Annotated in this window: 17 protein-coding genes, 1 tRNA gene and 1 pseudogene; 10 read left to right on the forward strand and 9 right to left on the reverse strand. The window is 73.5% G+C overall.

Annotated features, from left to right (window positions below; translation table 11 throughout):
- Positions 1-380: 380 nt before the first annotated feature.
- From ACIRBX_RS30220 to ACIRBX_RS30235, 4 genes are all read right to left on the reverse strand, one after another.
- Positions 381-1058 (reverse strand): nucleoside/nucleotide kinase family protein, encoded by a 678-nt coding sequence (locus ACIRBX_RS30220; RefSeq protein WP_402301737.1) that lies wholly within the window; start codon positions 1056-1058, stop codon positions 381-383.
- 73 nt (positions 1059-1131) lie between these two features.
- Positions 1132-2097, reverse strand: a complete 966-nt coding sequence (locus ACIRBX_RS30225) for an LD-carboxypeptidase (RefSeq protein ID WP_402302077.1) — start codon at positions 2095-2097, stop codon at positions 1132-1134.
- A 112-nt stretch (positions 2098-2209) separates the two neighbouring features.
- On the reverse strand, positions 2210-3256 hold the full coding sequence (gene trpS, locus ACIRBX_RS30230) for a tryptophan--tRNA ligase (RefSeq protein WP_402301739.1): 1047 nt from the start codon (positions 3254-3256) through the stop codon (positions 2210-2212).
- Positions 3257-3523: 267 nt separating this feature from the next.
- Positions 3524-4021, reverse strand: coding sequence for an NUDIX hydrolase (locus tag ACIRBX_RS30235; protein WP_402301742.1), 498 nt, complete (start codon positions 4019-4021; stop codon positions 3524-3526).
- Between the two features lie 81 nt (positions 4022-4102).
- Here ACIRBX_RS30235 and ACIRBX_RS30240 point away from each other — a divergent pair, with 81 nt between their 5' ends.
- Positions 4103-4978 carry an ATP-grasp domain-containing protein gene (locus ACIRBX_RS30240; protein ID WP_402301745.1) on the forward strand — a complete coding sequence of 292 codons (876 nt, stop codon included), beginning with the start codon at positions 4103-4105 and terminating at the stop codon, positions 4976-4978.
- A 196-nt stretch (positions 4979-5174) separates the two neighbouring features.
- Here ACIRBX_RS30240 and ACIRBX_RS30245 read toward each other — a convergent pair whose 3' ends face one another.
- The 3 genes from ACIRBX_RS30245 to ACIRBX_RS30255 all read right to left on the reverse strand — a co-directional run bounded on the left by ACIRBX_RS30245 (position 5175) and on the right by ACIRBX_RS30255 (position 11486).
- Positions 5175-6488: an MFS transporter gene (locus ACIRBX_RS30245; protein ID WP_402301747.1), complete on the reverse strand. Its 1314-nt coding sequence runs from the start codon at positions 6486-6488 to the stop codon at positions 5175-5177.
- A gap of 197 nt (positions 6489-6685) precedes the next feature.
- Positions 6686-10561, reverse strand: coding sequence for an ABC transporter ATP-binding protein (locus tag ACIRBX_RS30250; RefSeq protein WP_402301749.1), 3876 nt, complete (start codon positions 10559-10561; stop codon positions 6686-6688).
- Between the two features lie 301 nt (positions 10562-10862).
- On the reverse strand, positions 10863-11486 hold the full coding sequence (locus tag ACIRBX_RS30255; RefSeq protein WP_402301751.1) for a TetR/AcrR family transcriptional regulator: 624 nt from the start codon (positions 11484-11486) through the stop codon (positions 10863-10865).
- Between the two features lie 135 nt (positions 11487-11621).
- On the opposite strand from ACIRBX_RS30255, the gene ACIRBX_RS30260 reads away from it, so the two are divergent.
- The 4 genes from ACIRBX_RS30260 to ACIRBX_RS30275 all read left to right on the forward strand — a co-directional run bounded on the left by ACIRBX_RS30260 (position 11622) and on the right by ACIRBX_RS30275 (position 18035).
- Positions 11622-13310 carry a carboxyl transferase domain-containing protein gene (locus tag ACIRBX_RS30260; protein WP_402301753.1) on the forward strand — a complete coding sequence of 563 codons (1689 nt, stop codon included), beginning with the start codon at positions 11622-11624 and terminating at the stop codon, positions 13308-13310.
- A gap of 163 nt (positions 13311-13473) precedes the next feature.
- Complete coding sequence (locus ACIRBX_RS30265) at positions 13474-15687, forward strand: acetyl/propionyl/methylcrotonyl-CoA carboxylase subunit alpha (RefSeq protein WP_402301755.1); 2214 nt, start codon at positions 13474-13476, stop codon at positions 15685-15687.
- An 86-nt stretch (positions 15688-15773) separates the two neighbouring features.
- Entirely contained in the window at positions 15774-16757 is a 984-nt protein-coding gene (locus ACIRBX_RS30270; protein WP_402302078.1) for a hydroxymethylglutaryl-CoA lyase, read from the forward strand.
- A gap of 87 nt (positions 16758-16844) precedes the next feature.
- Entirely contained in the window at positions 16845-18035 is a 1191-nt protein-coding gene (locus ACIRBX_RS30275; RefSeq protein ID WP_402301757.1) for an acyl-CoA dehydrogenase family protein, read from the forward strand.
- A gap of 205 nt (positions 18036-18240) precedes the next feature.
- Here the strand turns inward: ACIRBX_RS30275 and ACIRBX_RS30280 are convergent, their stop codons facing one another.
- Positions 18241-18750, reverse strand: coding sequence for a universal stress protein (locus tag ACIRBX_RS30280; RefSeq protein WP_402302080.1), 510 nt, complete (start codon positions 18748-18750; stop codon positions 18241-18243).
- A gap of 851 nt (positions 18751-19601) precedes the next feature.
- Between ACIRBX_RS30280 and ACIRBX_RS30285 the strand changes: the two genes are divergently transcribed.
- Positions 19602-20447 carry an HAD family hydrolase gene (locus ACIRBX_RS30285; protein ID WP_402301760.1) on the forward strand — a complete coding sequence of 282 codons (846 nt, stop codon included), beginning with the start codon at positions 19602-19604 and terminating at the stop codon, positions 20445-20447.
- A 275-nt stretch (positions 20448-20722) separates the two neighbouring features.
- Here the strand turns inward: ACIRBX_RS30285 and ACIRBX_RS30290 are convergent, their stop codons facing one another.
- Entirely contained in the window at positions 20723-21541 is an 819-nt protein-coding gene (locus tag ACIRBX_RS30290) for a GNAT family N-acetyltransferase (RefSeq protein WP_402301761.1), read from the reverse strand.
- A 988-nt stretch (positions 21542-22529) separates the two neighbouring features.
- Here ACIRBX_RS30290 and ACIRBX_RS30295 point away from each other — a divergent pair.
- The 4 genes and pseudogenes from ACIRBX_RS30295 to ACIRBX_RS30310 form a co-directional block, all read left to right on the forward strand.
- Positions 22530-23732: pseudogene (locus tag ACIRBX_RS30295) on the forward strand (helix-turn-helix domain-containing protein); the annotation flags it as partial.
- Between the two features lie 323 nt (positions 23733-24055).
- Complete coding sequence (gene orn / locus ACIRBX_RS30300) at positions 24056-24658, forward strand: oligoribonuclease (protein WP_402301763.1); 603 nt, start codon at positions 24056-24058, stop codon at positions 24656-24658.
- 140 nt (positions 24659-24798) lie between these two features.
- Positions 24799-24874 (forward strand) — tRNA-His (locus ACIRBX_RS30305).
- A 318-nt stretch (positions 24875-25192) separates the two neighbouring features.
- Complete coding sequence (locus tag ACIRBX_RS30310) at positions 25193-25639, forward strand: DUF4442 domain-containing protein (protein WP_402301764.1); 447 nt, start codon at positions 25193-25195, stop codon at positions 25637-25639.
- Positions 25640-25784 lie beyond the last annotated feature (145 nt).

The following is a 25784-nucleotide window of genomic DNA, read 5'->3' on the forward strand; positions in this document are numbered from 1 at the left end:
TATCTGGCGTTGACTTTTGGCACGCTGTTGAGTTCTCAAGGAACGGTGGCTTCCTTCGGTCTGCCTTCCGGCAGGCCCTCCGGGCGCTTCGTTCTTTCGTGTTCTTAGCTTACCAGATGTTTTCCGCTCCGTTTCCGGCGCTTCGTTCATCCAACTCGCTTGCGTCTTCTGCGACCTGACGGCCTGTCCGACGTTTCAAACCTTAGCCGATCCCCGCTCCGAAAAGCGAATCCAGCCGCAATCCATATAAACGCCCACGCCGAATAGACCCACCCCGCAAAAGAGCACGAGGCAGCACTGAATCAGAAGAGGTGTTCCAAGGATTGGCCGCCCCGGGACCGTCCACACAGAACGCGTGTCCGGTGCTCCCTGCCGAGCGACTAGAGAACTGTACGCCCGTCTCCGACCGAAGGCAAACGTCCCACCTCGAAGGCCCGCGTGCACATGGCGAGTGCCTCCTCCACGTACGCGCCGTTGGGTCCGTCGTTGCCGTCGATCCACGCACGGGCGGCCTCCGGGGTGCGGCCTCCGCTCACATGACGGTGCATCAGGCGCTCATCGCGCACAGCGGCCGGGGTGGAGAGGTACCAGAGCTCGTGGAGCAGGGAGCGGACTGCCGCCCACGGGGTGTCGGTGTTGGCGAGGTAGTTGCCCTCGGTGATCACCAGGCGGGTGTGGGGGTGGATGGCATGGCGGCCGGCCACCGGCTCGTCGAGGGTGCGGTCGAAACCGGGGGCGTACACCTCGGTGAAGCGTTCGGCATGGGCTCGGCGCAGCAGGGCGACGTAGCCGTGAGCGTCGAAGCTCGGCGGGGAGCCCTTCCGGTGGCGCAGGCCCAGGCGGTCGAGCTGGGCGTTGGCGAGGTGGAAGCCGTCCAGGGGCAGGTAGGCGGCGGTGCCGGGGCCGTGGGCGCGGTCGATCTCGGTGACCAGGTGCAGGGCGAGGGTGGACTTGCCGGCGCCGGGCGGGCCGGTGAGGCCGAGGATCGAGCGGCCCTTGTGGACGGTGCGGCCGTTGAGGAGGCGGGCCGCGAGGTCGACCAGCTCCGCTGCGGTCACGGACTCCGTGACCGGGCCGGCGGAGGAGGGGGAGGAAGAAGGACGAGGGGATTCCAGCGGCATGGGGCGCACCCTACTCAGCCGGGTGCGCGGTGAGAACCGGCACGTCGAAGGTGAGGGTGCCCGCGTCGGCGTCGAGGGTGGCGGGCAGGCCGAGCGGCACGGTCAGGGTGGAGGGGCAGTGGCCGAAGCCGAACTCCCAGACCACCGGGACGCCGAGCGGGGCGAGCCGGTCCGCCATGGTGGCGCGGACCTGGTCGAGCGGGCCGCAGTCCTCCCAGGATCCGAGGGCGATCCCGGCCACCCCGTCCAGGGCGCCGCTGCGGAGCAGCTGGGTGAGGATGCGGTCGAGCTGGTACGGGTGCTCGCCGACGTCCTCCAGCAGCAGGAGGGTGCCCGCGAAGGACGGACGCGCGGTGGGGGTGCCGCGTTCGGCGGCGAGCAGGGCGGCGCAACCGCCCGCCGTGATGCCCCGGGCGGTACCGGGCACGAGGGGGGTGCCGGTGCCGCCGACCACCAGGGTGGTCTGCGGCTCGAAGAGGGTGCGCCGCAGGTGCTCGGCGGTGGGCGGGTCGGCGATGAAGGTGGCGCCGGTGCCGAGCGGGCCGTAGAGGGTGGGGACGCCGAGGCGCTGGGCGATCGCCTCGTGCAGGACGGTGATGTCGCTGAACCCGACCAGGGCCTTCGCCGGTGCGGCGCGCAGTGCGTCCCAGTCGAGCAGGTCGACCATCCGCTGGACGCCGTAGCCGCCCCGGGCACAGATGACGGCCGCGATGGTGGGGTCCAGCCACGCCTGCTGGAAGTCGGCGGCACGGTCGGCGTCGGTGCCGGCCAGGTAGCCGAGGTGGTTGTCCCGGTGGTGCGCGCCGGGGACGACCTCCAGACCCCAGGAGCGGAGGATCGCGGTGCCCGCCGTGATCTGCTCGGCTTCGAGCGGTCCGCTGGTGGCCACCAGGGCGACCCGGTCACCGGGCACCAGGCGGCGGCCCCGGCGCGGCGACGGGCCGGCCGCGTGCACGGCGGCGGGTGTGGTGGGCATGGTGGACGGAGCGGTGGTGATCGGCTGAGACATCGTCAGGTACCCCTCGGCGGCGCAGGCCCGGTGCCGGCCGGACGGGTGCCCGGCCGGTACCGCGCGGTCCCTCCCAGTCCTACCGCATGCCCATCGCGTGGCGGACCTCGGCCAGGGTGGCGTCGGCGATCGCGTTGGCCCGATCGGCGCCGTCGGCGAGGACGGTACGCAGCAGGGTTCGGTCCCGGGCGAGTTCGGCACGGCGGGCGCGGATCGGGCGGAGGTACTCGTTGACCGCCTCGGTCACGTGCCCCTTGAGCGCGGCGGCGCCGCCGTCGCCGATCTCGGCGGCGATCGCGGCCGGGTCGCGGTCCTGGCAGAGGGCGGCCAGCCGGAGCAGGCCGGAGACGCCCGGGCGGGCCTCGGGGTCGTAGTCGATGTGACGCGAGGCGTCGGTGGTGGCACCCCGAATGAGCTTGGCGGTCTGGTCCTCGGTGGCGCCGAGCGGGATGGCGTTGCCCCGGCTCTTGCTCATCTTGCCGCCGTCGGTGCCGACGAGCAGTGGGGTGTCGGAGAGCAGCGGGCGGGGCTCGGGGAAGAGCTCGGTGGCGTAGCGCTCGTTGAAGCGGCGGGCGATGGTGCGGGTGGTCTCCAGGTGCGGGAGCTGGTCGCGGCCGACCGGGACCAGGGTGGCCTTGCAGAACAGGATGTCGGCGGCCTGGTGCACGGGGTAGGTGAACATCAGGCCGCTGACGGCCGCCTGGCTGGAGTGCGCGATCTCGTCCTTGACGGTGGGGTTGCGGCTGAGTTCGGCGACGCTGACCAGGCTGAGGAAGGGGAGCAGCAGCTGGTTCAGGGCGGGGACGGAGCTGTGGGTGAAGATCGTGGCGCGATCCGGGTCGACGCCCGCCGCGAGGTAGTCCAGCACCAGGTCCTCGGCGGCCTCGGCCGGGCGGTCGGCCCGGTCCCGGTCGGTGAGGGTCTGGTAGTCGGCGACCACCAGGAGGAGTTCCACGCCGGAGGCCTGGAGGTCGACCCGGTTCTTCAGGGTGCCGAAGTAGTGGCCGAGGTGGAGCGGGCCGGTGGGGCGGTCGCCGGTGAGGATGCGGTGGCCCTCGGGGTGGCGGCGGACCTCGTCGAAGGTGAGGTGTGCGGTGGTGGCGGTTGCGGGGGCGGTGGTCTGCATCGGTGGCTCCTGGGGGGTGACGGTGGGTCGGGACCGTCCGCCGGGAGCCGCCGCGTGCGGACACGCCGCAGGGCCGCCCTCGCGGACGGCCCTGCGGTCATGCGTGCGGGGTGGCCGTCCTAGGACGGCCACCAGGTGAGGCACGGCTGAAGCTTCATGCCGCCCAGGCTAGCCGCGGCCTCGGCCCGGGGCCAGGGACTTTCGGTCGGGGCGGTCCGGGCGGTAGGGGCGGTCGGCGCGGTCGGTCCGTCAGCTGCCGGGCCCGGCTCAGCGGTTGGGCACGTAGCCGAGCTCGACCGGGATCACGGTGCCCCGGCCGGCCAGCCAGTCCTCGCGGACGGCAGCCAGCAGCTCGGGCAGTTGCGGGGGCCAGAGCGGATCGGCCGCCGGGTCGGCCAGGTCCTCAGGGGTCCACCAGCGGGAGTCCAGGATGCGGTCGGCGGTGTGCACGGCGCTGACGTCGCCGACCGTGCCGCGCCGGGGGCCCCGGCTCAGGTAGATGTGCTCGTGCTGGCGGACCGGGATGCCGTGCCAGGTGAAGTCGTGCTCCCAGGTGCAGAGCAGCGGGCCGGGGGCCAGGTCGGTCCAGCCGGTCTCCTCCCAGAGCTCACGCCGGGCTCCGGTGGTCGGGGACTCGCCGTCCTCGATGCCACCGCCCGGCAGGTTCCAGTGGACGCCGACCTCGCTGTTGTCCGAACGGAGCAGGAAGACCGACCCGCCGGGCTCCAGTACGGCGGTCCGCGCCGCGCGTCGTGGGGTTCGCATCCGGTCACCCTGGCAGACCCCTCCGGCCGGGCCCAACGGCATTTCCGGTGCGCGGCACTCCCCCGCCCCTACCCTGGGCGAATGATCCTCTTCCCCGTCGATCCGCTGACGCCCCGGCGCCCCGACCCGCACTTCCTGCTGGAGGCCCGCCGGGTCACCGAACTCGGCGGCGGAAGCGTCCTCCTGGACCACGACGCACTGCTGGCCGGGGATGTCCGGGCGGCCGTCCGAGGGGTCCCGGCGGGTGGCGGACCGCTCTGGTACCGGGGGTGGATGATCCCGACGGCCCGGTACGCGGAGCTGGCCGAGACCCTCGCCGCGCGCGGGCGGCCCCTGCTCACCGGCGGAGCCTCCTACGCCGACGCCCACGAACTGCCGGGCTGGTACCCGGTGTTCGAGGGTTCGACGCCGGAGAGCGTCTGGCTGCCCGGTGCGGTGGTGGAGGACGGAGCGCTCGCGGAGGCGGCGCAGCGGCTGGGCGGGCGCGGGCCGGCCGTGGTGAAGGACTACGTGAAGTCCCGCAAGGACGAGTGGGACCAGGCGTGCTACGTGCCGGAGTTGGCCGACACGGCGGGGTTGGCCAGGGTGGTGCGGCGGTTCGTGGAGCTCCAGGGGGAGTTCCTGGCCGGGGGTGTGGTGCTGCGGCGGTTCGAGGAGTACCGGCAGGGCCCGGACGGGCGGGCGGTGGAGGCCCGGGTGTGGTGGCTGGACGGCGATCCGGTGCTGGTCGGCCCGCACCCGGACCGGCCGGACGCGGTGGTCCGGCCGGAGCTCGGCGGGGTGCAGTGGCTGGTGCGGTCGCTGGGATGCCGCTTCGTCACCACCGACCTGGCGCAGTCGGCGGCGGACGGTTCCTGGCGGGTGGTGGAGGTCGGGGACGGTCAGGTGAGCGAGCTGCCGCGCGGGGCGGACCTGGGGCGGCTGCTCACGGCGTTGCTCTCGCGGACGGGGGGCTGAGGTCCAAGGAGGAGCACGACGCCGGAGCCGGGGCGGAGATCGGTGACGTCCCAGGAGGGCGAGGAGTCGCAGGCCCCGGGCCGGGGTGCCGGGTGCGGGCGCTCGCCCCGGAGGACCGCACCGTGCCTGGCAGCCGAGTGGCCGGCTCCCGACTCGGGCGGTTCCCCGCGCCCCTGACGGCCCTTCGGGCGGCTGGTCAGCGGGGGACGGTGACCCGGTGCTGCGCTGCCGCCGTCCGCTGGGCCGGCACGAACACCCGGACCGTCGGGGCCGTCGCCCGGCGGCGGGCGATCAGGACCAGGGGGACGGCCACCGTGGCGAGCAGGGCGCCGAGGGCCAGGCCCGTGCCCGGGTAGCCGACGGCGGAGGCCAGCACGGCGCCGGTCAGCGGGCCGGCCGCCACGCCGAGCGAGGAGCCGGCACCGGCCAGCACGGCCCAGCGTCCGGCCGGGTCCAACCCGGCGGCCACGGCGATCAGGTGACTGAGCACCAGCGGGTAGCAGGTGTTCCAGAGCACCTCGCCGACCGCGAAGGGCAGGACCGACCCGGCACCGCCCGCCAGCACCATGCACAGCGCGATCACCGCCGTGCCCGCCCCGATCGGCAGCGCCCGGCCGAAGCGCGGGCCCACCGCGCTCGCCACCGCCACCCCGAGCAGCCCGCCGCCGAGGGCGGCGGCGAAGACCAGGCCGAGCGTCCGCTCGTCCAGGCCGACCCGGGCGGTGCCGATCTGGCCGCTGATGCCCCAGAGCGCGTTCTGACCCATCGACCAGAGCAGCAACCCACCGGCCAGCACGCAGCCGGCCGCCTTCCTGGGCAGACCCCCTCCGCCGGTGCCGACCGCCGCTGGGCCCGCAGCCGACAGGCCGGCAGCCGCCGTCGGACCGACCGTCAGCCGACCCGTCGTCAGACCGGCCAGCAGCGCCCAGCCCGCGACCGCAGCGAACGGCCACCCGTGCCCGGCCCCGAGCCGGGGCAGGGCCAGGAAGAGCACCCCGGCCACCGAGGAGGTGGTGAGCAGGCCCAGGGCCGAGCCGCGCTGCGGGTCGGCAGTGGCGGCGATGCCGGTGGCGGCCACGGCCGTCGCGGTACCCGCGCCGAGGCCGGTGAGCAGGCAGCCGACCAGCAGCTGCGGCAGGTGGGTGGAGAGGGCGGCGAGCGTGCCGCCGACCGCGAGCAGCCCGATCGCGCCCCGGGCCAGCCGGACCGGCCCGTACCGCCGCACCCGGCCGGCCAGCGCCAGCCCGGCCGAGGCCGAGGCGAGCAGCAGGGCGCTGCCCACCGACCCGGCCTGAGGCACGGTCAGCCCGAACGAGGCGACCAACCGGCCGACCACGGTCGGCAGCAGGTAGGCGGGCAGGTACCCGGCCGAGAACAGCGCCACCAGCGCGAGGGCGGCGCTGCGGGGAGCGCGGGAAGCGACGTCGCCGGGTGCGACGTCGGCGGACGCGACATCGGCGGGCGCGGGGCGCACGGTGCTGAGCCGTGCCGCGCGGGCGCGCGGAACCATGGGCATGGCCTCTCGACCAGGGCGGACCGGGGTGGTGCTCCCGGCCTCTCGCGCGGTCGCCCGCCCTGTCTACCAGCCCGCCCCCGGGTGACGGCCCGTCAGAACCGTCCCGCAACCCGCAGGCTGCACAGTTGCGTCCCGCCCGAGATCGCTCCGTGATCGAACGACCCCCGGGGCGGGACGTCACCTGGCGGCTGCTACACCCGTTCCTTCTCGTGGTGCTCGGCGATGAACGCGCGCCACAGGCGGGCGTAGGCACCGTCGAGGGCGAGCAGCGCGTCGTGGGTGCCGTCCTCCACCACCCGGCCGTGGTCCAGCACCACCACCCGGTCGGCCCGCTCGGCGGTGGTCAGGCGGTGGGCGATGACCAGGGTGGTGCGGCCACCGGCCAGCCGGTCGGCGGCGCGGTTGACGGCGGCCTCGGTGGCCAGGTCGAGCGCGGCGGTGGCCTCGTCCAGCAACAGCACGTCCGGGTCGACCAGCTCGGCCCGGGCCAGGGCGATCAGCTGGCGCTGGCCGGCCGAGAGGTTGCGCCCCCGGGAGGTGACCTGGTGCTCGTAGCCACCGGACAGGCCGGTGATCATCTCGTGCGCGCCGACCGCCCGGGCCGCCGCCTCCACCTCGGCCTCGCCCGCCTCCGGCCGCCCGTACGCGATGGCCTCGCGGACCGTGCCGGCGAACAGGTACGCCTCCTGCGGCACCACACCGAGCCGGTGCCGGTACTGGGCCAGGTCGTACGCGGCGACGTCGGTCCCGTCCACCAGCACCCGGCCGCCGGTCACGTCGTAGAACCGCGCCACCAGCTTGACCAGGGTGGACTTGCCGGCACCGGTCTCGCCGACCAGGGCGACGGTCTGCCCGGCCGGGACGTGCAGGTCGATGCCGCTGAGCACGTCCGGCCGGGTCTCGTCGGCGCTCCGGTAGCCGAAACTGACGTCCTGGAAGGTGATCTCGCCGCGCAGCTTGCCGACCGGTAGCGGATGCTCGGCGTCGGGAGTGCTGGTGGGGGTGCGCAGCAGTTCACGGATCCGGCCGAGGCCGACGGCGGCCTGCTGGTAGCCGTCGAAGATCTGCGAGAGCTGGTTGACCGGGGCGAAGAACAGGTCGATGTAGAGCAGGTAGGCGACCAGCGCGCCGATCGTCAGGGTGCCCGAGTCGACCCGGGCCGCGCCGACGATCAGCACCAGCGCGGCGGCCGTGCCGGAGAGGAACTGGACGAACGGGAAGTAGAGGGAGATGTAGAACTGGGCGCGGTTGCGGGAGTTGCGGTAGGCGAGCCCGCTGGCCTCGAACCGCTGGGTGTTGACGGTCTGCCGGCGGAACGCCTGGACGATCCGCATGCCCGCGACGTTCTCCTGGAGCTCGGCGTTGACGGTGCTGATCAGCTCGCGGGAGAGCTGGTACTGGCTGCTGGACTTGCGGCGGAAGATCCAGGTCGCCACCGCCAGCAGCGGCAGCACGGCGAACACCACCAGGGCCAGGCCCGGGTCGATCACCAGCAGCGCGGCGAAGATGCCGAAGAAGGTCAGCAGGCTGACCACGGCGGTCACCACACCGGTCTGCAGGAAGGAGCTGATCGAGTCGACGTCGGTGGTCATCCGGGTCATGATCCGGCCGGACAGCTCGCGCTCGTAGTAGTCCAGGCCGAGCCGGTTGAGGTGGGCGAAGATCTTCAGCCGCAGGCCGTAGAGCATCCGCTCGCCGGTCCGTCCGCTGACCCTGGTCTCGGTGCTCTGCACCAGCCAGTCGAGCAGCACGATGACCAGCGCGGCGAGCGAGGCGACCGCCACTCCGGACATCGCGGCCTTGCTGACGCCGTCGTCGATGCCGTGCCGGATCAGGATCGGCAGGCTGAGCCCGGCCGCCGCGTCCAGGGCGACCAGCAGCAGGGCGATCAGCAGCGGGAGGCGGAACGGGGCCAGCATCCGGCGCAGGTTGAAGTCCGGGTCACCGGCCTCGGCCTGCTCGACCGGGATCGCCGGGGTGTCGGTGGCGGGCGGCAGCGCGGCCACCTTGGCCAGCAGCTCCGCCTTGTCGTCGGCCTTCTTGCCGGCCTGCTGGGCGTCCTTCCGGGAGGGCTTCCCGGTCGTGGGGGCATCGGTCGTGGGGGCATCGGTCGGCCCGGCCGTCGCCGAAGGCGGCGGGGGCGGAGCAGCCGCGGCGAGCGGTGCGGTCGATGCGACCGGCTCGGCCGGGGGCGCGTCGAGGATCTCGTCGGGATTGCTGATCAGGGCCCGGTAGAGCGGACATCGGGCGTCCAGCTCGTCGTGCGTGCCGATGTCGACCAGTCCGCCCCGGTCCAGCACCGCGATCCGGTCGGCGAGTTGGAGGGTGGAGCGGCGGTGCGCGATCAGCAGGGTGGTCCGGCCGGCCGTGACACCGTGCAGTGCCCGGTGGATCTCGGCCTCGACCTGCGGGTCCACCGCCGAGGTCGCGTCGTCCAGCAGCAGCACCGCCGGATCGGTGAGGATGGCCCGGGCCAGCGCGATCCGCTGCCGCTGGCCGCCGGAGAGGGTGAGGCCCTGCTCGCCGACCTTGGTCGCGTAGCCCTCGGGCAGCTCGCGGATGAAGCCGTCGGCCTGGGCGGCCCGGGCGGCGGCCTCGACCTGCTCGTCGGTGGCGTCGGGGCGGCCGTAGGCGATGTTGGCCCGGACGCTGTCGGAGAACAGGAAGCTGTCCTCCGGGACGATGCCGACGGTGGCCCGGACGGAGTCCAGGGTGAGCTCGCGGACGTCGTGCCCGTAGAGCCGGACCGCGCCCGACGCGGGGTCGTAGAAGCGCGGCACCAACTGCGCCACGGTGGACTTGCCGGACCCGGAGGCGCCGACCAGGGCGAGCGTCTCGCCCTCGGCCAACCGGAAGCTCAGGCCGCGCAGCACGTGGCCGCTGCCCTCACCGGTCCGGTCAGCGGTCCGGTCGGCAGCCTGAGCGCTCGTCGCAGCGCTCGTCGCACCGTCGGTCGGATCGCTCGCCGGACGGCTCGTCAGATCACCGTAGGAGAAGTCGACCCGGTCGAACTCGATCGCGGGAGCGCCCACCGAACGCGGCAGCGCGGTGAGGTCGAGGGCATCCGCGGCCTGCTGGACCTTCGGGCGCAGGTCGACCAGTTCGAGCACGCGCTCCACGCCGGCCCGGGCCTGCTGGCCGACGGTGATCACCATGGTGAGCATCCGGACCGGGCCGGTGAGCTGGGCCAGGTAGGTGGAGAAGGCGACGAAGGTGCCGAGGCTGATCTGACCCCTGACGGCCAGCCAGCCGCCGAGCGCCAGCACCGCGACCTGGCCGAGGGCGGGCACGGCCTGCATCGCCGGGTTGTAACGGGCACTCAGCCGGATGGAGCGCAGCCGGGCGGCGAACAACCGGCCGGAGGCGGCCTCCAGCTTGGCCCGCTCCTGGGCCTCCTGGCCGAAGCCCTTGACCACCCGGACGCCGCCGACCGCGCCGTCCACCACCCCGGCCACTGCGGCGGCCTCCTGCTGTGCGGCCCAGGTCGCGGGGAACAGCCGCTTGCGGCTGAGCGTCGCCGTCCACCAGAGGGCCGGGCCCATCAGCAGGGCGATCAGGGTGAGCGGCGGGGAGAGCCAGAGCATGACGCCCAGTGACATGCCGAACATCAGCACGTTCCCGGTCATCATCGGCAGCATGAAGAGCAGCCCGACCACGAGCTGGAGGTCGGAGGTGGCCCGGCCGACCACCTGACCGGTGTCCAGCTCGTCCTGCCGCCGCCCGTCGAGGCGGGTGAGCGAGCGGAACAGGTCGGACCGCATGTCGTGCTGGACGTCGATGGCGAGCTGGCCGCCGAAGTACCGGCGGACCTGGGTGCAGAGGAAGACGACGGCGGCGGCCACCAGCAGCGCGACCGCCCAGGGGGTGAGCGGGCGGCTGTGCGTGGTGATCACGTCGTCGATGATCACCTTGGTGATCAGCGGGATGGTGGAGGTGACGGCCATGCCGACCAGCGAGGCGCCGAACGCGAGCAGCACGCCCCGGCGGTGACGCCAGCTGTAGCCGGCCAGGCGGCGGAGCCAGCCGGCGGTCCGGTCTTCGGATGCAGATCCGTGAGTCTCACGCATATTTAGGGATACTAACCATTTCATCGCTCGCCCCCCAGTGCTTATCCGACGGGCCCCTCGATGCGAACAGCCCCGCCACCGGGCTGCTTCCCGGTCCGACCAGCATCACTTCCCGGCGCGACCCGGCGGACCGGTCGGACGTACTCCGTGCGGACCGCCGTTGGACCTAGGCCGGTGGGCGGACCGCCGCCCTGGAGGACCCGCCGGGCCGGAGCGCACCGGACCGGACCGGATCAGCCGACGGAGCGGATCCTCAGGCGGACCGGGCCGGCGGGCGGAGCGGATCCTCAGGCGGACCGGCTCAGCGGGCGGACTGCTCGGCGGCGGCGCTGAAGGCGCCCTGGGCCAGGCCACGCAGCAGGGCGGCGGTGGCGGCGCGGGACAGGCCGGTGCGGTCGGCGCTGTGCGGGGTGGAGTTGAGCAGGCCGAAGACCGCGTGGACCACCGTGCGGGCGGTCGGCTCGGCAGCGGGCTCGGCCAGCGCCGGGTGGGCCTGGCGGACGGCGTCGACCCAGAGCTCGACGTAGGAGCGCTGGAGCCGGCGGACCTTGCGGCGGTCCTCCTCCTTGAGGTGCAGCAGCTCACGGTCGTGCAGGGTGATCAGGTCGCGGTCGTCCAGCGCGAACTCGACGTGGCCGTCGATCAGGGCGTCCAGTGCGCCGTCCGGCGTACCGGCCTCACCCGCTCGGCGCCGTCCCTCCTCCAGCAGTCGCTCGCTGATGCCGATCAGGAGGTCGGCGAGCATCGCGTCCTTGCCGGAGAAGTGCCGGTAGAGCGCGGGGCCGCTGATGCCCACCGCCTTGCCGATCTCGTCCACCCCGACACCGAGGAAGCCCCGGGCGGCGAACAGCCGGGCCGCCTCGCGGCGGATCTGGTCCCGGCGCGGGACGGCGGGGGCTACGGGGACCTTCGACATGACACCCATCGTAGACAGTGGGGTTATCGATGGTTAACCTGAGGGCGGGAGTTAACGCTCATTAACTTGGGGCGGCTCCGGGTCCCGGCCACCCGTACCGTCGGCCCGGCCCGTCCGCTCTCCGAGGGCAAGGGAGCTCTGGGGATGGTCCTCTCTACTGCCGGACCGCACGCCGGTCCGGCCGGCAGCGCACTGCCGGCGTTCGATCCGGCCGCCGCGCCCGCGCCACGGCTGGAGAGCGCGGCCGATCCGGGCTCCGCCGCCTACCGGGCGAACGTCGCCGCGCACCGGGCCTTGGTGGCCGAGCTGCGGACGAAGCTCGGCACGGCCGCCGAGGGCGGCGGCGCCAAGGCCCGTGCCCGGCACACCGCACGCGGCAAGCTGCTGCCGCGCGACCGGGTGGACACCCTGCTCGACCCGGGCTCCCCCTTCCTGGAGCTGGCCCCACTCGCGGCGGACGGCCTCTACGACGGCGCCGCCCCGGCGGCCGGCGTGATCGCCGGGATCGGCCGGGTGGCCGGGCGCGAGGTGGTGGTGGTCGCCAACGACGCCACCGTCAAGGGCGGCACCTACTACCCGATGACGGTGAAGAAGCACCTCCGGGCCCAGGAGGTGGCGCTGGAGAACCAGCTGCCCTGCCTCTACCTGGTGGACTCCGGCGGCGCCTTCCTGCCGATGCAGGACGAGGTCTTCCCGGACCGCGACCACTTCGGCCGGATCTTCTACAACCAGGCCCGGCTGTCGGCCGCCGGCATCCCGCAGATCGCCGCCGTGCTCGGCTCCTGCACGGCCGGCGGCGCGTACGTCCCGGCGATGAGCGACCAGGCCGTGATCGTCCGGAACCAGGGCACCATCTTCCTCGGCGGCCCGCCGCTGGTGAAGGCGGCCACCGGTGAGGTGGTCACCGCCGAGGAGCTGGGCGGCGGCGAACTGCACTCCCGCACCTCGGGCGTGACGGACCATCTGGCCGAGGACGACGCGCACGCCCTGGCCATCGTCCGGACCATCGTCTCCGGCCTCGCCCCGCGCGCCGCCAAGCCCTGGCCGCTCGCCCCGGTCGAAGCCCCCGCGCTCGACCCGGCCGGGCTGTACGGCGCGGTGGCGGTGGACCCGCGCACGCCGTACGACGTCCGCGAGGTGATCGCCCGGCTGGTGGACGGCAGCCGGTTCGCCGAGTTCAAGGCGGAGTACGGAGCCACCCTGGTCACCGGCTTCGCCCGGATCCACGGCCACCCGGTCGGCATCGTCGCCAACAACGGCGTGCTGTTCGCCGAATCCGCCCTCAAGGGCGCGCACTTCATCGAGCTCTGCGACCAGCGCGGCATCCCGCTGCTCTTCCTGCAGAACATCACCGGCTTCATGGTCGGGCGCCAGTACGAGGCCGGCGGCATCGCCAAGCACGGCGCCAAGATGGTCACCGCCGTGGCCTGCACCCGGGTGCCCAAGCTGACGGTGGTGATCGGCGGCTCGTACGGCGCCGGGAACTACTCGATGTGCGGCCGGGCCTACTCCCCCCGCTTCCTCTGGATGTGGCCGAACGCCAAGATCTCGGTGATGGGCGGTGAGCAGGCGGCCTCGGTGCTCGCGACGGTGCGCCGCGACCAGTTGGAGGCCCAGGGCGAGGAGTGGCCCGGCGAGGCCGAGGAGGAGTTCAAGCGGCCGGTCCGCGAGCAGTACGAGCGGCAGGGCAACGCCTACTACTCCACCGCGCGGCTGTGGGACGACGGCGTGATCGACCCGCTGGACACCCGGACCGCGCTCGGCCTGGCACTGACCGCGTGCGCCAACGCCCCGCTCGCTCCGGCCCGGCCGTACGGCGTCTTCCGCATGTGACGCGACGTCAGGGAGGGCGCCGGGCCGACCCGGTGCCCTCCCCGGATCGCCGCCCGCCCGGATCGCGGCCCGCAGGGTCCGACCCTGCCGTCCCGATCCGCCCGCCCCGATCCGCCCCGACCGATCCGCCCGATCCCGCTCACGACCCGGAGGAACGCCTCCCATGTTCGACACAGTTCTGGTCGCCAACCGAGGCGAGATCGCGGTCCGGGTGATCCGCACGCTCCGCCGCCTCGGCGTGCGCTCGGTCGCGGTGTTCAGCGACGCGGACGCCGACGCTCCGCACGTCCGGGAGGCTGACCTCGCCGTCCGGCTCGGCCCGGACGGCCTCAGCGACAGCTCCGCCACCGAGACCTACCTGCGCGGTGACCTGATCCTGGCCGCAGCCCACCGGACCGGGGCGCAGGCGATCCACCCGGGCTACGGCTTCCTCGCCGAGAACCCGGGCTTCGCCCGGGCCTGCTCCGAGGCCGGGGTGGTCTTCATCGGCCCGCCGCCCGGCGCGGTGGAGCTGATGGGCGACAAGATCAACGCCAAGGAGGCCGTCCGAGCCGCCGGGGTGCCCGTGGTCCCGGGCAGCGTCGGACGCGGTGCCGGTGCCCCCACCGATGCCGAACTGACCGCCGCCGCGACCGAGATCGGCTACCCCGTACTGCTCAAGCCCTCGGCCGGCGGCGGCGGCAAGGGCATGCGGCTGGTCCGCGACCCGGCCGACCTGGCGACCGAACTGGCCGCCGCCCGCCGGATCGCCCGGACCGCCTTCGGCGACGACACCCTGCTGCTGGAGCGCTGGGTCGACCGCCCGCGCCACATCGAGGTGCAGGTCCTGGCCGACACCCACGGCCGGACGGTGCACCTGGGCGAGCGCGAGTGCAGCCTGCAGCGCCGGCACCAGAAGCTGATCGAGGAGGCTCCCTCCGTCCTGCTGAACCCGGAGACCCGGGCGGCGATGGGGGCGGCGGCGGTCCGCGCGGCCGAGGCCTGCGGCTACACCGGGGCCGGCACGGTCGAGTTCATCGTCCCCGGGCTGGATCCGGACGGGCCCGCGCCCAAGGGCGTCATGGACTTCTTTTTCATGGAGATGAACACCCGGCTCCAGGTCGAGCACCCCGTCACCGAACTGGCCATCGCGGTGGGGGCGGACACCCCGGCCCCGGCCCGGCTGGACCTGGTCGAGTGGCAGGTGCGGGTCGCCTCCGGCGAGCAGTTGACCTTCGATCAGTCGGACCTCTCCTTCCTGGGCCACGCGATCGAGGCCCGGATCTGCGCCGAGGACCCCGAGCGGGACTTCCTCCCGACGGGTGGTCGGGTCCTGCTCCTGGAGGACCCGCAGGGTGAGGGCGTCCGGGTGGACTCCGGCATCCAGCGGGGCACCGAGGTCGGCAGCCTGTACGACCCGATGCTCGCCAAGGTGATCGCCTACGGACCGGACCGGGCCACCGCGCTCCGTCGGCTCCGGGCGGCGCTGGCCGACACCCGGGTGCTCGGCGTCACCACCAACGCCGGCTTCCTCCGGCGGCTGCTGGCCCATCCGGACGTGGTCGCCGGTCGGCTGGACACCGGGCTGGTCGAGCGCACGATGGAGCTGACGCCGGAGCTGCTGGCCTCCTCCTTCACGGCCGCTCCGACCGGCCCCGCCCCGACGGCGGACGGCTCCCCGGCCGAACCCCTCTTCCACGCCGCCGCACTGGCCCGGCAGTTGAGCCCGGCCCCGGCCGCCTCCCCCGACGGTGGCTGGACCGACCCGTTCGCCGAATCCACCGGCTGGCGGCTCGGCGGCACCCCCGCCTGGACCGTGCACCGGCTCAGGCTGCCCGGTCAGGAACCGGTGACCGTCCGACTGCGCCCCGCCGCCGCTGCCGCACCCGCCTCCCCGGGAACTGGCAGCATCTGGGACGCCCGACTCGACGACGGCCCGATCCGGACCGTCCGCGCCGCCCTGACCGCCGGACGGCTCCGCCTCACCGTGGACGGTCTGCAGACCACCTTCACCCACACCACCGACGACTCCCCTGCCGGAGCGGTGCAGTGGCTCGGCGTCGACGGCGATGCCTGGGCCGTCCACCCGTACGACCCGGCCGCCGACCGGACGCGGGGCGGTGGCGACCACCACGGCGGCCTGACCGCGCCGATGCCCGGCACCGTCACCGTGGTGAAGACCTCGCCCGGCGAGCAGGTCCGCCGTGGTCAACCCCTGCTCGTCCTGGAGGCGATGAAGATGGAGCACGTGATCACCGCTCCGCACGACGGCACCGTCAGCGAGCTGCGGACGAGCGCCGGAGCCACCGTGGCGATGGACGAACTGCTGGTCGTGGTCGATCCCTCCGGGACCACCGACTCCGCCGCCGTGCCGGCCACCACCGGGGAGGCGTCGTGACCCCGCCGCCCGGCACCGGCCGCGACACCTCCGAGCACCACACCACGGACCAGCACACTGCGGGGCGCGAGCCCGATGCGCTCGACCTGGGCCTGCCCAGCGTCGTCCCGGACTCCGGCCTGCCCGGTCGGGTCAGTATCCACGAGGTCGGGCCTCGTGACGGTCTCCAGAACGAGAGTTCACTCGTACCGGTGACGGTGAAGGCCGAGTTCATCGCCCGGCTCGCGGCCGCCGGGCTGGAGCGGGTCGAGGCCACCAGCTTCGTCCACCCCAAGTGGGTGCCGCAGTTGGCCGACGCCGAGGAACTGATGCCCCGGCTCGCCGGACTGACCGACCGTCACCCCGGCCTGCGGCTACCGGTCCTGGTGCCGAACGAGCGCGGCCTGGACCGGGCCCTGGCCCACCACGCCACCGAGATCGCGGTCTTCGCCAGCGCCACCGAGACCTTCGCCCGGCGCAACCTCAACCGCTCGGCGGCCGAGGCACTGGAGATGTTCCGGCCGGTGGTCGAGCGCGCCGCCGGGGCCGGGGTGCCGACCCGGGGCTACCTCTCGATGTGCTTCGGCGACCCGTGGGAGGGCCCCGTCCCGCTCGACCAGGTGGTCGGCTTCGGTGTCCGGCTGCTCGAACTCGGCTGCACCGAGCTCAGCCTCGGCGACACCATCGGCGTGGCCACCCCGGGCCAGGTCACCGCGCTGCTCGCGGCGTTCGACCGGGCCGGCGTGCCGGCCGAACGGTTGGCGGTGCACTTCCACGACACCTACGGCCAGGCCCTGGCCAACACCCTCGCCGCGCTGCGCTCCGGCGTCAGCACCGTGGACGCCTCGGCCGGCGGCCTGGGCGGCTGCCCGTACGCCAAGAGCGCGACCGGGAACCTCGCCACCGAGGACCTGGTCTGGATGCTGCACGGCCTCGGCATCGAGACCGGCGTGGACCTGCGCTCGCTGGTCGCCACGAGCACCTGGATGGCGCGACAGCTCGGCCGCCCGAGCCCCTCCCGGGCCGTCCAGGCCCTGGCCGGCAGCCTCACCGCCGACCCGGCCGACTCCGCGGACACCCCCTCCGCCTGAGGCCGCGCGGCCGGCCCCTCCCCCTTCCCGCGCGGCCCCGCCCGTCCGGACCCCACACCTCTCAGCCCCGTTCCAGGAGGAACCACCATGCTCGACCACCGTTTGGACAGCGAGTACGAGGAACTGCGCCGCACCGTCGAGCAGTTCGCCAACGACGTGGTGGCCCCCAAGATCGGGGAGTACTACGAGCAGAACGAATTCCCGTACGAGATCATCCGCGAGATGGCCGGGATGGGCCTGTTCGGCCTGCCCTTCCCGGAGGAGTACGGCGGCATGGGCGGCGACTACTTCGCCCTCGGCCTGGCGCTGGAGGAGCTGGCCCGGGTCGACTCCTCGGTGGCGATCACCCTGGAGGCGGCGGTCTCGCTCGGCGCGATGCCGATCTACCGCTTCGGCACCGAGGAGCAGAAGCGGGAATGGCTGCCCCGGCTCACCTCGGGCGAACTGCTCGGCGCCTTCGGCCTGACCGAGCCGGAGGGCGGCTCCGACGCAGGCGCCACCCGCACCACGGCCCGCTACGACGCGGAGACCGACGAGTGGGTGATCAACGGCACCAAGTGCTTCATCACCAACTCGGGCACCGAGATGACCGGTCTGGTCACCGTGACCGCCCTCACCGAACCGATCGCTCGTTCGAGTGAAGACCCGGCTGACCCCTCGTCAACCCGTGAGATCTCCTCCATCATCGTTCCCACCGGTACCCCTGGGTTCACCGTCTCGCGCAAGTACTCCAAGGTCGGGTGGAACGCATCCGACACCCGTGAACTGTCCTTCACCGACTGCCGGGTCCCCGCCGCCAACCTGCTCGGCGCCCGAGGCCGCGGCTACGCCCAGTTCCTGCGCATCCTCGACGAGGGGCGCATCGCCATCGCAGCCCTGGCCACCGGCCTGGCCCAGGGCTGCGTCGACCAGTCCGTCAGCTACGCCGCCACCCGCCGCGCCTTCGGGCGGGCGATCGGCGCCAACCAGGTCATCCAGTTCAAGCTCGCCGACATGGAGATGCGCGCCCACACCTCCCGCCTGGCCTGGCGGGACGCCGCCTCCCGGCTGCTGCACTCCGAGCCGTTCAAGAAGGAGGCCGCGATCGCGAAGCTGTACTCGTCCGAGGCTGCCGTCGACAACGCGCGGGAGGCCACCCAGATCCACGGCGGCTACGGATTCATGAACGAGTACCCCGTCGCCCGCATGTGGCGCGACTGCAAGATCCTGGAGATCGGGGAGGGCACCTCCGAGGTCCAGCGGATGCTGATCGCGCGGGAGTTGGGCATCAACCCCTGACCACGCCGCACGACTCCTGACCCTTCGTCACGGATTCGGTCACGGGTGGGGCCGAGCGCCCGGCCGGCCTCACCTCGCAGCACCGTCCACCGCAAGCACCGTCCACCGACCCACTGCCCAACGACCCACTGCCCACGGACCCACCGGTCGCCGACCCACCTGCCCCGGCCACCCCGAAGGAGCCCGGTCCGCTCGGCGTCCCCGCTCAGGGGATGACGATCACGGGGCGGTTCGCCCGGCGCGCCAGCCGACCCGAGACCGAACCGAACAGCTTGCCCAGCAGCCCGTGGGTGGTCCCCACCACGATCGCGTCGGCGGCGTACTCCCGGCCGACCTCCTCGATCTCGTGGCAGATGTCCCCACCGCGCTCCACCAGGATCCAGGGCACCCCGTCGAGGTAGTCCGCGCACGCGAGTTCGAGGCCGAGGACCTCGGTCCGGTGGTCCGGCAGGTCCACGAAAACCGGCGGCTCGCAGCCGGCCCAGACCGTCGCGGGGAGCCGGTTGGCCACGTGCACGATCACCAGGCCGCACTGCGACCGGCGGGCCATGCCGACCGCGTACGCCAAGGCGCGCTCGCTGGAGAGCGAGCCGTCGAAACCGACCACCACACCGTGCTGGAAGACCGGATCGCAGACCTGCGCGGGCTGCGCCGCGAGCTCGGGTCCACCGGCCCGGCCCGGGACGGCTCCTGCCGCTCCGGTGCCACCCGCGATCGTTCCGTCCGTCATCGCAGCCCCCTCGCCACGTCCACCACGACCCCCACCCCGCTGACCCAGCCACCGCTGGCGTGGCCGCAGTCGACTCCGATGCTCCCCGTCCCGGACCGGAGCGACCCCGGACCGACCGGCCCCGGACCAATCGGCCCCTGGCGTGGTGTCCGACGGGTCCGCGCTGCCGGGTGCGTGCGGCACTCCGGGTCGCAGCTCCCGGGCGAGCCGGGCGCGAAACGCGGCGTCCGCCGGTTCGGGGAGCTCAAAATCGACCATGTCTCAAAGCTCTTCGAGTGGAATGGGCCGACAGGAGGGGGACACGGATGCCCGGGCAACAGGTCCACCCGAACCGTCGAGCCGGTCTCCGCCGCGCACCACCGAATGTGACCTGTTCCTCTCAGAGTACGACCGGCCCCCGGTCCCGCCCAGCGGCAGAGCCGGAAATCGGCGAGGAATCCCGCGAACGGAGTCGCGCGCTTCCGGTTCTACACGCCCCACCGACGAGCCGGTGCGCCCGGCCCTTCAGGGCGAGTTCCATGGAGCTTCGCCGAGGAAGCCCCTGGACGCAACAGGGCTCAGGTACACCGTGATCCGACTGTCACCCTCCGCTTGCCGGACCAACGCCGCTCCGGCCGCACTCCGCGCGCCGGGCTGTCCCCTATATACGCGCACGTCACGCACCCCCACCCGACGATGCCGAACGCCGCCGCACCGTTCCGCCCCCCTCGCCGCACCAAACCTCCCGCCCCGCCGAACATCAACCGACCAACCGCTTCCGGCCAATTCGGCCCGGCACGGAGGGTAACGTGGCAATTGCCTGCTGCATACGCCGGGCGGCTGGCAGCATGCACCGCATGCCGCTGCTGCTGCTCGACCTCGACAACACCCTGCTCCCCCGGGACGCCGCATTCCGCGCCTGGGCCCGGGACTTCCTGGCCGAGCACCGGCTGCCGGACGCCGACCTGAGCTGGCTCACCACCATCGACGGCGGCGGCTACGTGCCGCGCAGCACCGTACTGGGAGCGGCCAAGCGCCGCTACGGGCTGGATCGTTCGCTGGACTTCCTGCTCGGCCACTACCGACGGGGCATCAACTCGCACATCCACTGTCCGCCCTCGCACCTCTCCGCACTCAACGCGGCCAGATCGGCGGGATGGTCGATCGGCATCGTGAGCAACGGCGGCACCCGCCCGCAGTTGGAGAAGATCCGCCGGGCCGGGCTCAGCGCCCTGGTCGACGGCTGGGTGATATCCGAGGAGGCCCGCTACCTCAAGCCCGACCCGCGCATCTTCGAGATCGCCGCCCAACGCTGCGGCGTCACCCCCACCGGCGACTGGACCGACCGGACCTGGATGGTCGGCGACCACGGCCCCGCCGACATCGCCGGCGCCGAGCTGACCGGCCTGCGCAGCGTCTGGATCCACCACGGCCGCCCGTGGGCCGAGTCGGGCTACCGCCCCACCCTCAGCGCGGCCGGCCTCCCCGAGGCCGTCGGGCTGGTGCTCTCCTCCCGCTCCGCCCCGGGCCCCGCCACCGCCACCCGCCGCACCACCCCGGCCACCTCCTCCACGGCCCGGGCCCGTACCGAACCGACACCCCGCCCGACCGCCCGGCCCCGCCTCGTCGGGGTCACCCCGCTGACCGCCCAAGCCGCCGCCCTGCCGGACACCAGGGGACGCCTCCTGGACGGAGTCGGCTGACGGGGCGTCACCCCGGCTCCGCACTCCGGCAAGCCCGCATCGACCCCTCCGCTGAAACGTCCACTGCCTCGTCCGCGACCGCTCCCGGGCCGTACGCGCTCGGCCCGGGACCCGGGAGCGGTGCTCGGGCACAGAGGCAGCCCGGCCACCCCAGCCAGCCGGACCAGCCTCCGCGACACCGGGCCCCCGGGCCGGATGCGCAGGCGACTCCCCATCCTCTCCGCGCCCCCGGCGAGGATGGCACCCCGACCGGGCGGCCACGGCCGCGGCTACCGCTACCGCCACCAGCGCGTGGTGCCGCGCACCTCGAATCCCAGCTGCCGGTAGAGGGGTTCACCGAGCAGGGTGGCCACCAGGGTGAACCGCCGACCGGGCTCGGCCGCGAGGGCCGCCGAGAGCACGCCCCGCCCGAGCCCCAACGAGCGGTACGAAGGGAGTGTCGTCACCCAGTAGACGCCCACCGTCTCGCCGTTGTCGTACGTCATGCAGGCTGCGGCCGGAGCGCCGTCGACCCGGGCGAGCCAGGCTCGGCAGCCGGGCTCGGCCAAGATCCCGGGCGGGAGCACCACACCGGCCCGCCAAGGCTGGTGGTCCTCCAGCGGGAACCCGTCCACCACCACCCGCTCCAGTTCGGAGAGTTCAGCCGCCCCGCCGACCTGCTCCACCGTCACACCCGGTCGCAGACGCGCCACCGCACCCTGCACGTCCCCAGCCGCCTCCTCCGGTTCGCGGACCATGACGGCCATCGGCCGGGTCGGTGTCTGCCCGCCGGAGCTGAAGTCGAGGCCGCCATAGGGGTCCTCGACCACGATCCGCTCCGCCCCCCACTTCTCGAACAACCCCGTGATCTCGGCCCGCAGTCCGACCGCACCGACCGCACCCTCATCCCCGGTCGCACTCTCGCCCCCGGTCGCGCCCTCACCCCCGTACGGACGGGTGACCACGACCCGGACGGCGTCGGTCGCGCTCCGGGCACAGCGGACCGCCACGAAGCCGGGCCGCTGCTCCGACCCCCATCCGTGGACCCGGGCTTGGGCCAGCCAGAAGGAGGCGGCGTTGTCGTTGGCCTGTTCGAGTCGACCGATCTTCTTCATGTTCCGACCATACGATCCGGGCCCACCGCCCCGTGGCCCGAACGGAGGAGCAGGTCACAGCCCGCCCCGGGCCGGCCCGGGCGCCCTCCACCCACCGGCGCATCCACGCCATCCGGCGCTCACCGGCGCACGCGTCGACACCGCACGCCCCCTTCACGGACCGGCTGTTTTCAGTCAATCTCGTTACCGACGCCTGCCGTTCGGCAAAGTCGCAGACCAGGCCGCCCCGGGCAGCGGGTTCTCAGGCTCAGCCGGGCGGTCGGTCGTGCGGCAACCAGCCATCGGAGCGCCTGCCCTCTTCACAGGGGGGTCGACGCCTGCCACGCTTCGTGATCGAATGCATCACGCCAAATTGCCATGTCGACATAGCGTCGGATGGTGAACTTGTCACAACGGCAACGGTCCACCGACTAGATTCGATCTTGGCGAGCGAAGCAGGGAACGCAGGGCACGCAGGGCACGCAGGGCGAGTGACCGAGCACCGCGGCACCACCACACACACCACCGAGGGGGCTGGAGCGCCTTGAGCAGGGTGAGCAGGAGCGACACGGGTCCTGGCGGCAGCCAGCCGTCGGCCGGCTTCACGATCCGCTCGTCGAGAGACAACGCGCCGCACCAGCCGTACCAGCCACACCCACCGCACCAGGGCCAGCACCTCGGCCTGCGGACCGAGGCTCAGCCCGGCCAGCAGTCCGGACACCAGTTCGGCCAGCCGCCCGGTGCCCCCCAGGGCCACCTCCCGGCTTCCGCCACCGGCCAGTCACCCTCCGGCCCGCCCTCCACCCCGCAGCCGTACAACTCACCCACGCGACGCCCGAGTTCTCCGAGCTCGCCCCTGGCGGCAGGTCAGTCTCCGCAAGGGGGAGGGCAACTGACGCACAGCCAGTTCGCACCGGCGTCCGCAACCGGCGGCACCGGCCACTCGGCCGGCCTGACCGGCGGCACGGCGATCACCGCCACGGCCCCGCCCGCACCGGCCGGCAACGGACTGCTCGGCCTCGGCAGCGCCCCGCGCAAGCTCTCCGGCCGACGCCGCCGCGAGACCGTCGCCGTCCTGATCTTCGGCGGAGCCCCGATCTTCGAGAGCTCGATCCCGCTCTCGGTCTTCGGGGTGGACCGCCAGGACGCCGGCGTCCCCCGGTACCGCCTGCTGGTCTGCGCCGGCGAGGACGGCCCGCTCGCGACCACCGGTGGCCTCACCCTCACCGCCCCGTTCGGCCTGGAGGCGCTCGCCCGGGCCGGCACCATCGTCGTCCCGGCCTGGCGCTCGATCTCGCAGCCGCCCCCGCCCGAGGCCATCGCCGCACTCCGCAAGGCGCACCACGAGGGCGCCCGGATCATCGGCCTCTGCACCGGCGCCTTCGTGCTGGCCGCCGCCGGCCTGCTGGACGGCCGCCCGGCCACCACCCACTGGATGTACGCACCGACGCTGGCCAAGCGCTACCCGAAGGTGCACGTCGACCCGCGCGAGCTCTTCGTCGACGACGGCGACGTGCTCACCTCCGCCGGGACCGCCGCCGGGATAGACCTCTGCCTGCACGTGGTGCGCAGCGACCACGGCGCCGAGGCGGCCAACGCGCTGGCCCGCCGCCTGGTGGTGCCCAACCGCCGCAGCGGTGGAGGGCAGGCCCAGTACATCGATCAGTCTTTACCTGAAGAGATCGGCAACGACCCGCTCGCCGAGGTCGTGACCTGGGCCCTGGAGAACCTCAACCAGCAGTTCGACGTCGAGGTCCTGGCCGCCCGCGCCTACATGAGCCGCCGCACCTTCGACCGGCGGTTCCGCACGCTCACCGGCAGCGCCCCGCTCCAGTGGCTGATCACCCAACGGGTGCTCCAGGCACAGCGGTTGCTGGAGGCCTCCGAGCTCTCGGTGGACGACGTCGCACGCCGCTGCGGCTTCCGCTCCCCCGTCGCGCTGCGCGGGCACTTCCGGCGGCAGCTCGGGGTCTCCCCGGCCGCCTACCGGACCAGCTACCGCGCCAGGCGTCCGTCGCCGGCCGGCGGTGCCGGGCTCGCCGGGCCCGGGTCGGCCGCCCCGACGGTGCCCCAGCAGGCGCACCCCGCCGACCGTTCCGCGCTGGCACCGCACGGGGCGCCCCACGGCACGCCGCACGGCGGGGCACCGCACGCGGGAGCGCCGGCGGCGCACCTGACGAACGGTCCGCTGCGCCCACTGGTCCCGACCCAGGGCGGCCAGGGAGCCGTGCAGCACGGCCACGGCCACCCGCGCCCCGGCGCACGGCCGCACGGTCAGGCCGCCTCCGGCGTCGAGCACGCCCACGCGACCGCCACCGAGGAGGGCTACGGCCCGCCGACGGCCCGCGACCTGGCGCAGGGTCACCGTCCGGACGGCACACCGCCGTCGGGGTCCCACGCGCATGCCGACCGGAGCTACCAGGATCATCCCGACCACGTCCAACACGCCGAGCGCCCGGCCACGGGCAACGGCACCGACCCCGCACCGGGACGGCAGCTGTCCGGTTCGAGGGATCGCGCCGTAGGCTGAGGCACGTGAATGACCGCCTGGTATGGATCGACTGTGAAATGACGGGGCTCGACCTCGACCGGGACGCCCTGGTCGAGGTCGCCGCGTTGGTGACCGACTCCGAACTCAACATCCTCGGCGAGGGCGTGGACGTCATCATCCGCCCGCCGGCCGAGGCGCTCGAGAGCATGCCGGACGTGGTGCGCACCATGCACACCTCCTCCGGCCTGCTCGACGAGCTGGAGCACGGCGTGACCCTGGCCGAGGCCGAGGCCCGGGTGCTCGCCTACGTCCGCGAGCACGCGCCCGAGGCCGGCAAGACCCCGCTCTGCGGCAACTCGGTGGCCACCGACCGGGGCTTCCTCTCCCGGGACATGCCTGCCCTGGAGGGCCACCTCCACTACCGGATCGTCGACGTGTCCTCGATCAAGGAGCTGGCCCGGCGGTGGTTCCCCCGCGCCTACTACAACAGCCCGCAGAAGGGCGGCAACCACCGCGCCCTGGCGGACATCCGGGAGAGCATCGCCGAACTCCGGTACTACCGCGAGGCCGTGTTCGTCCCGCAGCCCGGCCCGGACACCGACGCCGCCCGCGCGATCGCCGCCAAGCACCAGCTGCCCTCGACCTGACGGGCCGCCGGATCGCCCGCCCGCCGGCACCGGCAGGCTGACCAGCACCACTCCGCGGCCGGTCGCCGAAACCCTGGCGCGAGCACCCTCTCCGATCCTGTAGAGTTCTTCTTGTCGGAGCGGGAACGCCCCGAAAGATGGTGGGTGTAGCTCAGTTGGTAGAGCACCTGGTTGTGGTCCAGGTGGCCGCGGGTTCGAGTCCCGTCACTCACCCCATCACCTTCAGGCCCCGATCCCAACGGATCGGGGCCTGAAGGCTTTTCGCGTTCCGTCGCCCCCACCGGCCGACCTCCCGCGGACCCCGCCGGTCGACCTCCCATCGGCCCGCCGACCTACCGGCCCGCCGACAACGGCCCACGCTCCCGCAGGCTCACTGGCTACCCTCACCCGGCGCCCTCTCCGATGCCCGACACCCCCACGGAGTCGACCACCGGGCCGCGCCCACCCATCCCCCGAGCCCGCCACCGGGAACCCGCGCCGCCCCGCGCACGCCACCACTACCCTCATTAGCTACCGACTAGTAACATCGCGCCCATGACCATGACCCAGATCGGCCAGCTGCTCGACTCCACCGTCCCGATGGCCCACACCCTCGGCCTGGAGTACCTGGAGACCACCCCCGAGCGCGCCGTGCTGCGCCTCCCGGACCACGCCGAGTACCGCAACCACGTCGGCGGCCCGCACGCCGGCGCGATGTTCACGCTGGCCGAGACCGCCAGCGGCTGCATCGTGCTGGCCGCCTTCGGCGACCAGCTGAGCCGGGCCGTGCCGCTGGTCGTGAAGACCGAGACCGCCTACCTCAAGCTGGCCAAGGGCCCGCTGACCGCGACCGCCACCCTGAGGCGCCCGATCGCCGACGTGGTGGCCGAGCTGGACAAGGGCGAGCGCCCGGAGTTCGAGGTCACCGTCGACGTCACCCGCGAGGACGGCGACGTCACCAGCACCATGAAGATCTCCTGGACCCTGCGCCCGAACGCCTGACCCGGCGTCAGCCCCGGCCCGGGTGAGGCGCGTCACACCCACCCGGGCCGCCGCGGTCACTGCGGCCCCCGCAGCCGGTCGGCACCCGCTTCGACGCACACGGGCACCCGCTCCGTCACGAACGAACGCCCGCTTCGACGCACCC

The organism is Kitasatospora sp. NPDC096147, from assembly GCF_044763225.1.
In the GTDB taxonomy this organism is placed as follows: domain Bacteria; phylum Actinomycetota; class Actinomycetes; order Streptomycetales; family Streptomycetaceae; genus Kitasatospora.

What these genes read in the sequence shown, in the direction of transcription:
- ACIRBX_RS30310 (WP_402301764.1), top strand. Translation starts at nt 25,193, where the DNA reads ATGACCATGACCCAGATCGGCCAGCTGCTCGACTCCACCGTCCCGATG.
- ACIRBX_RS30275 (WP_402301757.1), top strand. Translation starts at nt 16,845, where the DNA reads ATGCTCGACCACCGTTTGGACAGCGAGTACGAGGAACTGCGCCGCACC.
- ACIRBX_RS30250 (WP_402301749.1), bottom strand. Translation starts at nt 10,561, where the DNA reads ATGCGTGAGACTCACGGATCTGCATCCGAAGACCGGACCGCCGGCTGG.
- ACIRBX_RS30265 (WP_402301755.1), top strand. Translation starts at nt 13,474, where the DNA reads ATGTTCGACACAGTTCTGGTCGCCAACCGAGGCGAGATCGCGGTCCGG.
- ACIRBX_RS30225 (WP_402302077.1), bottom strand. Translation starts at nt 2,097, where the DNA reads ATGCCCACCACACCCGCCGCCGTGCACGCGGCCGGCCCGTCGCCGCGC.
- ACIRBX_RS30255 (WP_402301751.1), bottom strand. Translation starts at nt 11,486, where the DNA reads ATGGGTGTCATGTCGAAGGTCCCCGTAGCCCCCGCCGTCCCGCGCCGG.
- ACIRBX_RS30235 (WP_402301742.1), bottom strand. Translation starts at nt 4,021, where the DNA reads ATGCGAACCCCACGACGCGCGGCGCGGACCGCCGTACTGGAGCCCGGC.
- ACIRBX_RS30240 (WP_402301745.1), top strand. Translation starts at nt 4,103, where the DNA reads ATGATCCTCTTCCCCGTCGATCCGCTGACGCCCCGGCGCCCCGACCCG.
- ACIRBX_RS30260 (WP_402301753.1), top strand. Translation starts at nt 11,622, where the DNA reads ATGGTCCTCTCTACTGCCGGACCGCACGCCGGTCCGGCCGGCAGCGCA.
- trpS (WP_402301739.1), bottom strand. Translation starts at nt 3,256, where the DNA reads ATGCAGACCACCGCCCCCGCAACCGCCACCACCGCACACCTCACCTTC.
- ACIRBX_RS30285 (WP_402301760.1), top strand. Translation starts at nt 19,602, where the DNA reads ATGCCGCTGCTGCTGCTCGACCTCGACAACACCCTGCTCCCCCGGGAC.
- ACIRBX_RS30245 (WP_402301747.1), bottom strand. Translation starts at nt 6,488, where the DNA reads ATGGTTCCGCGCGCCCGCGCGGCACGGCTCAGCACCGTGCGCCCCGCG.
- ACIRBX_RS30290 (WP_402301761.1), bottom strand. Translation starts at nt 21,541, where the DNA reads ATGAAGAAGATCGGTCGACTCGAACAGGCCAACGACAACGCCGCCTCC.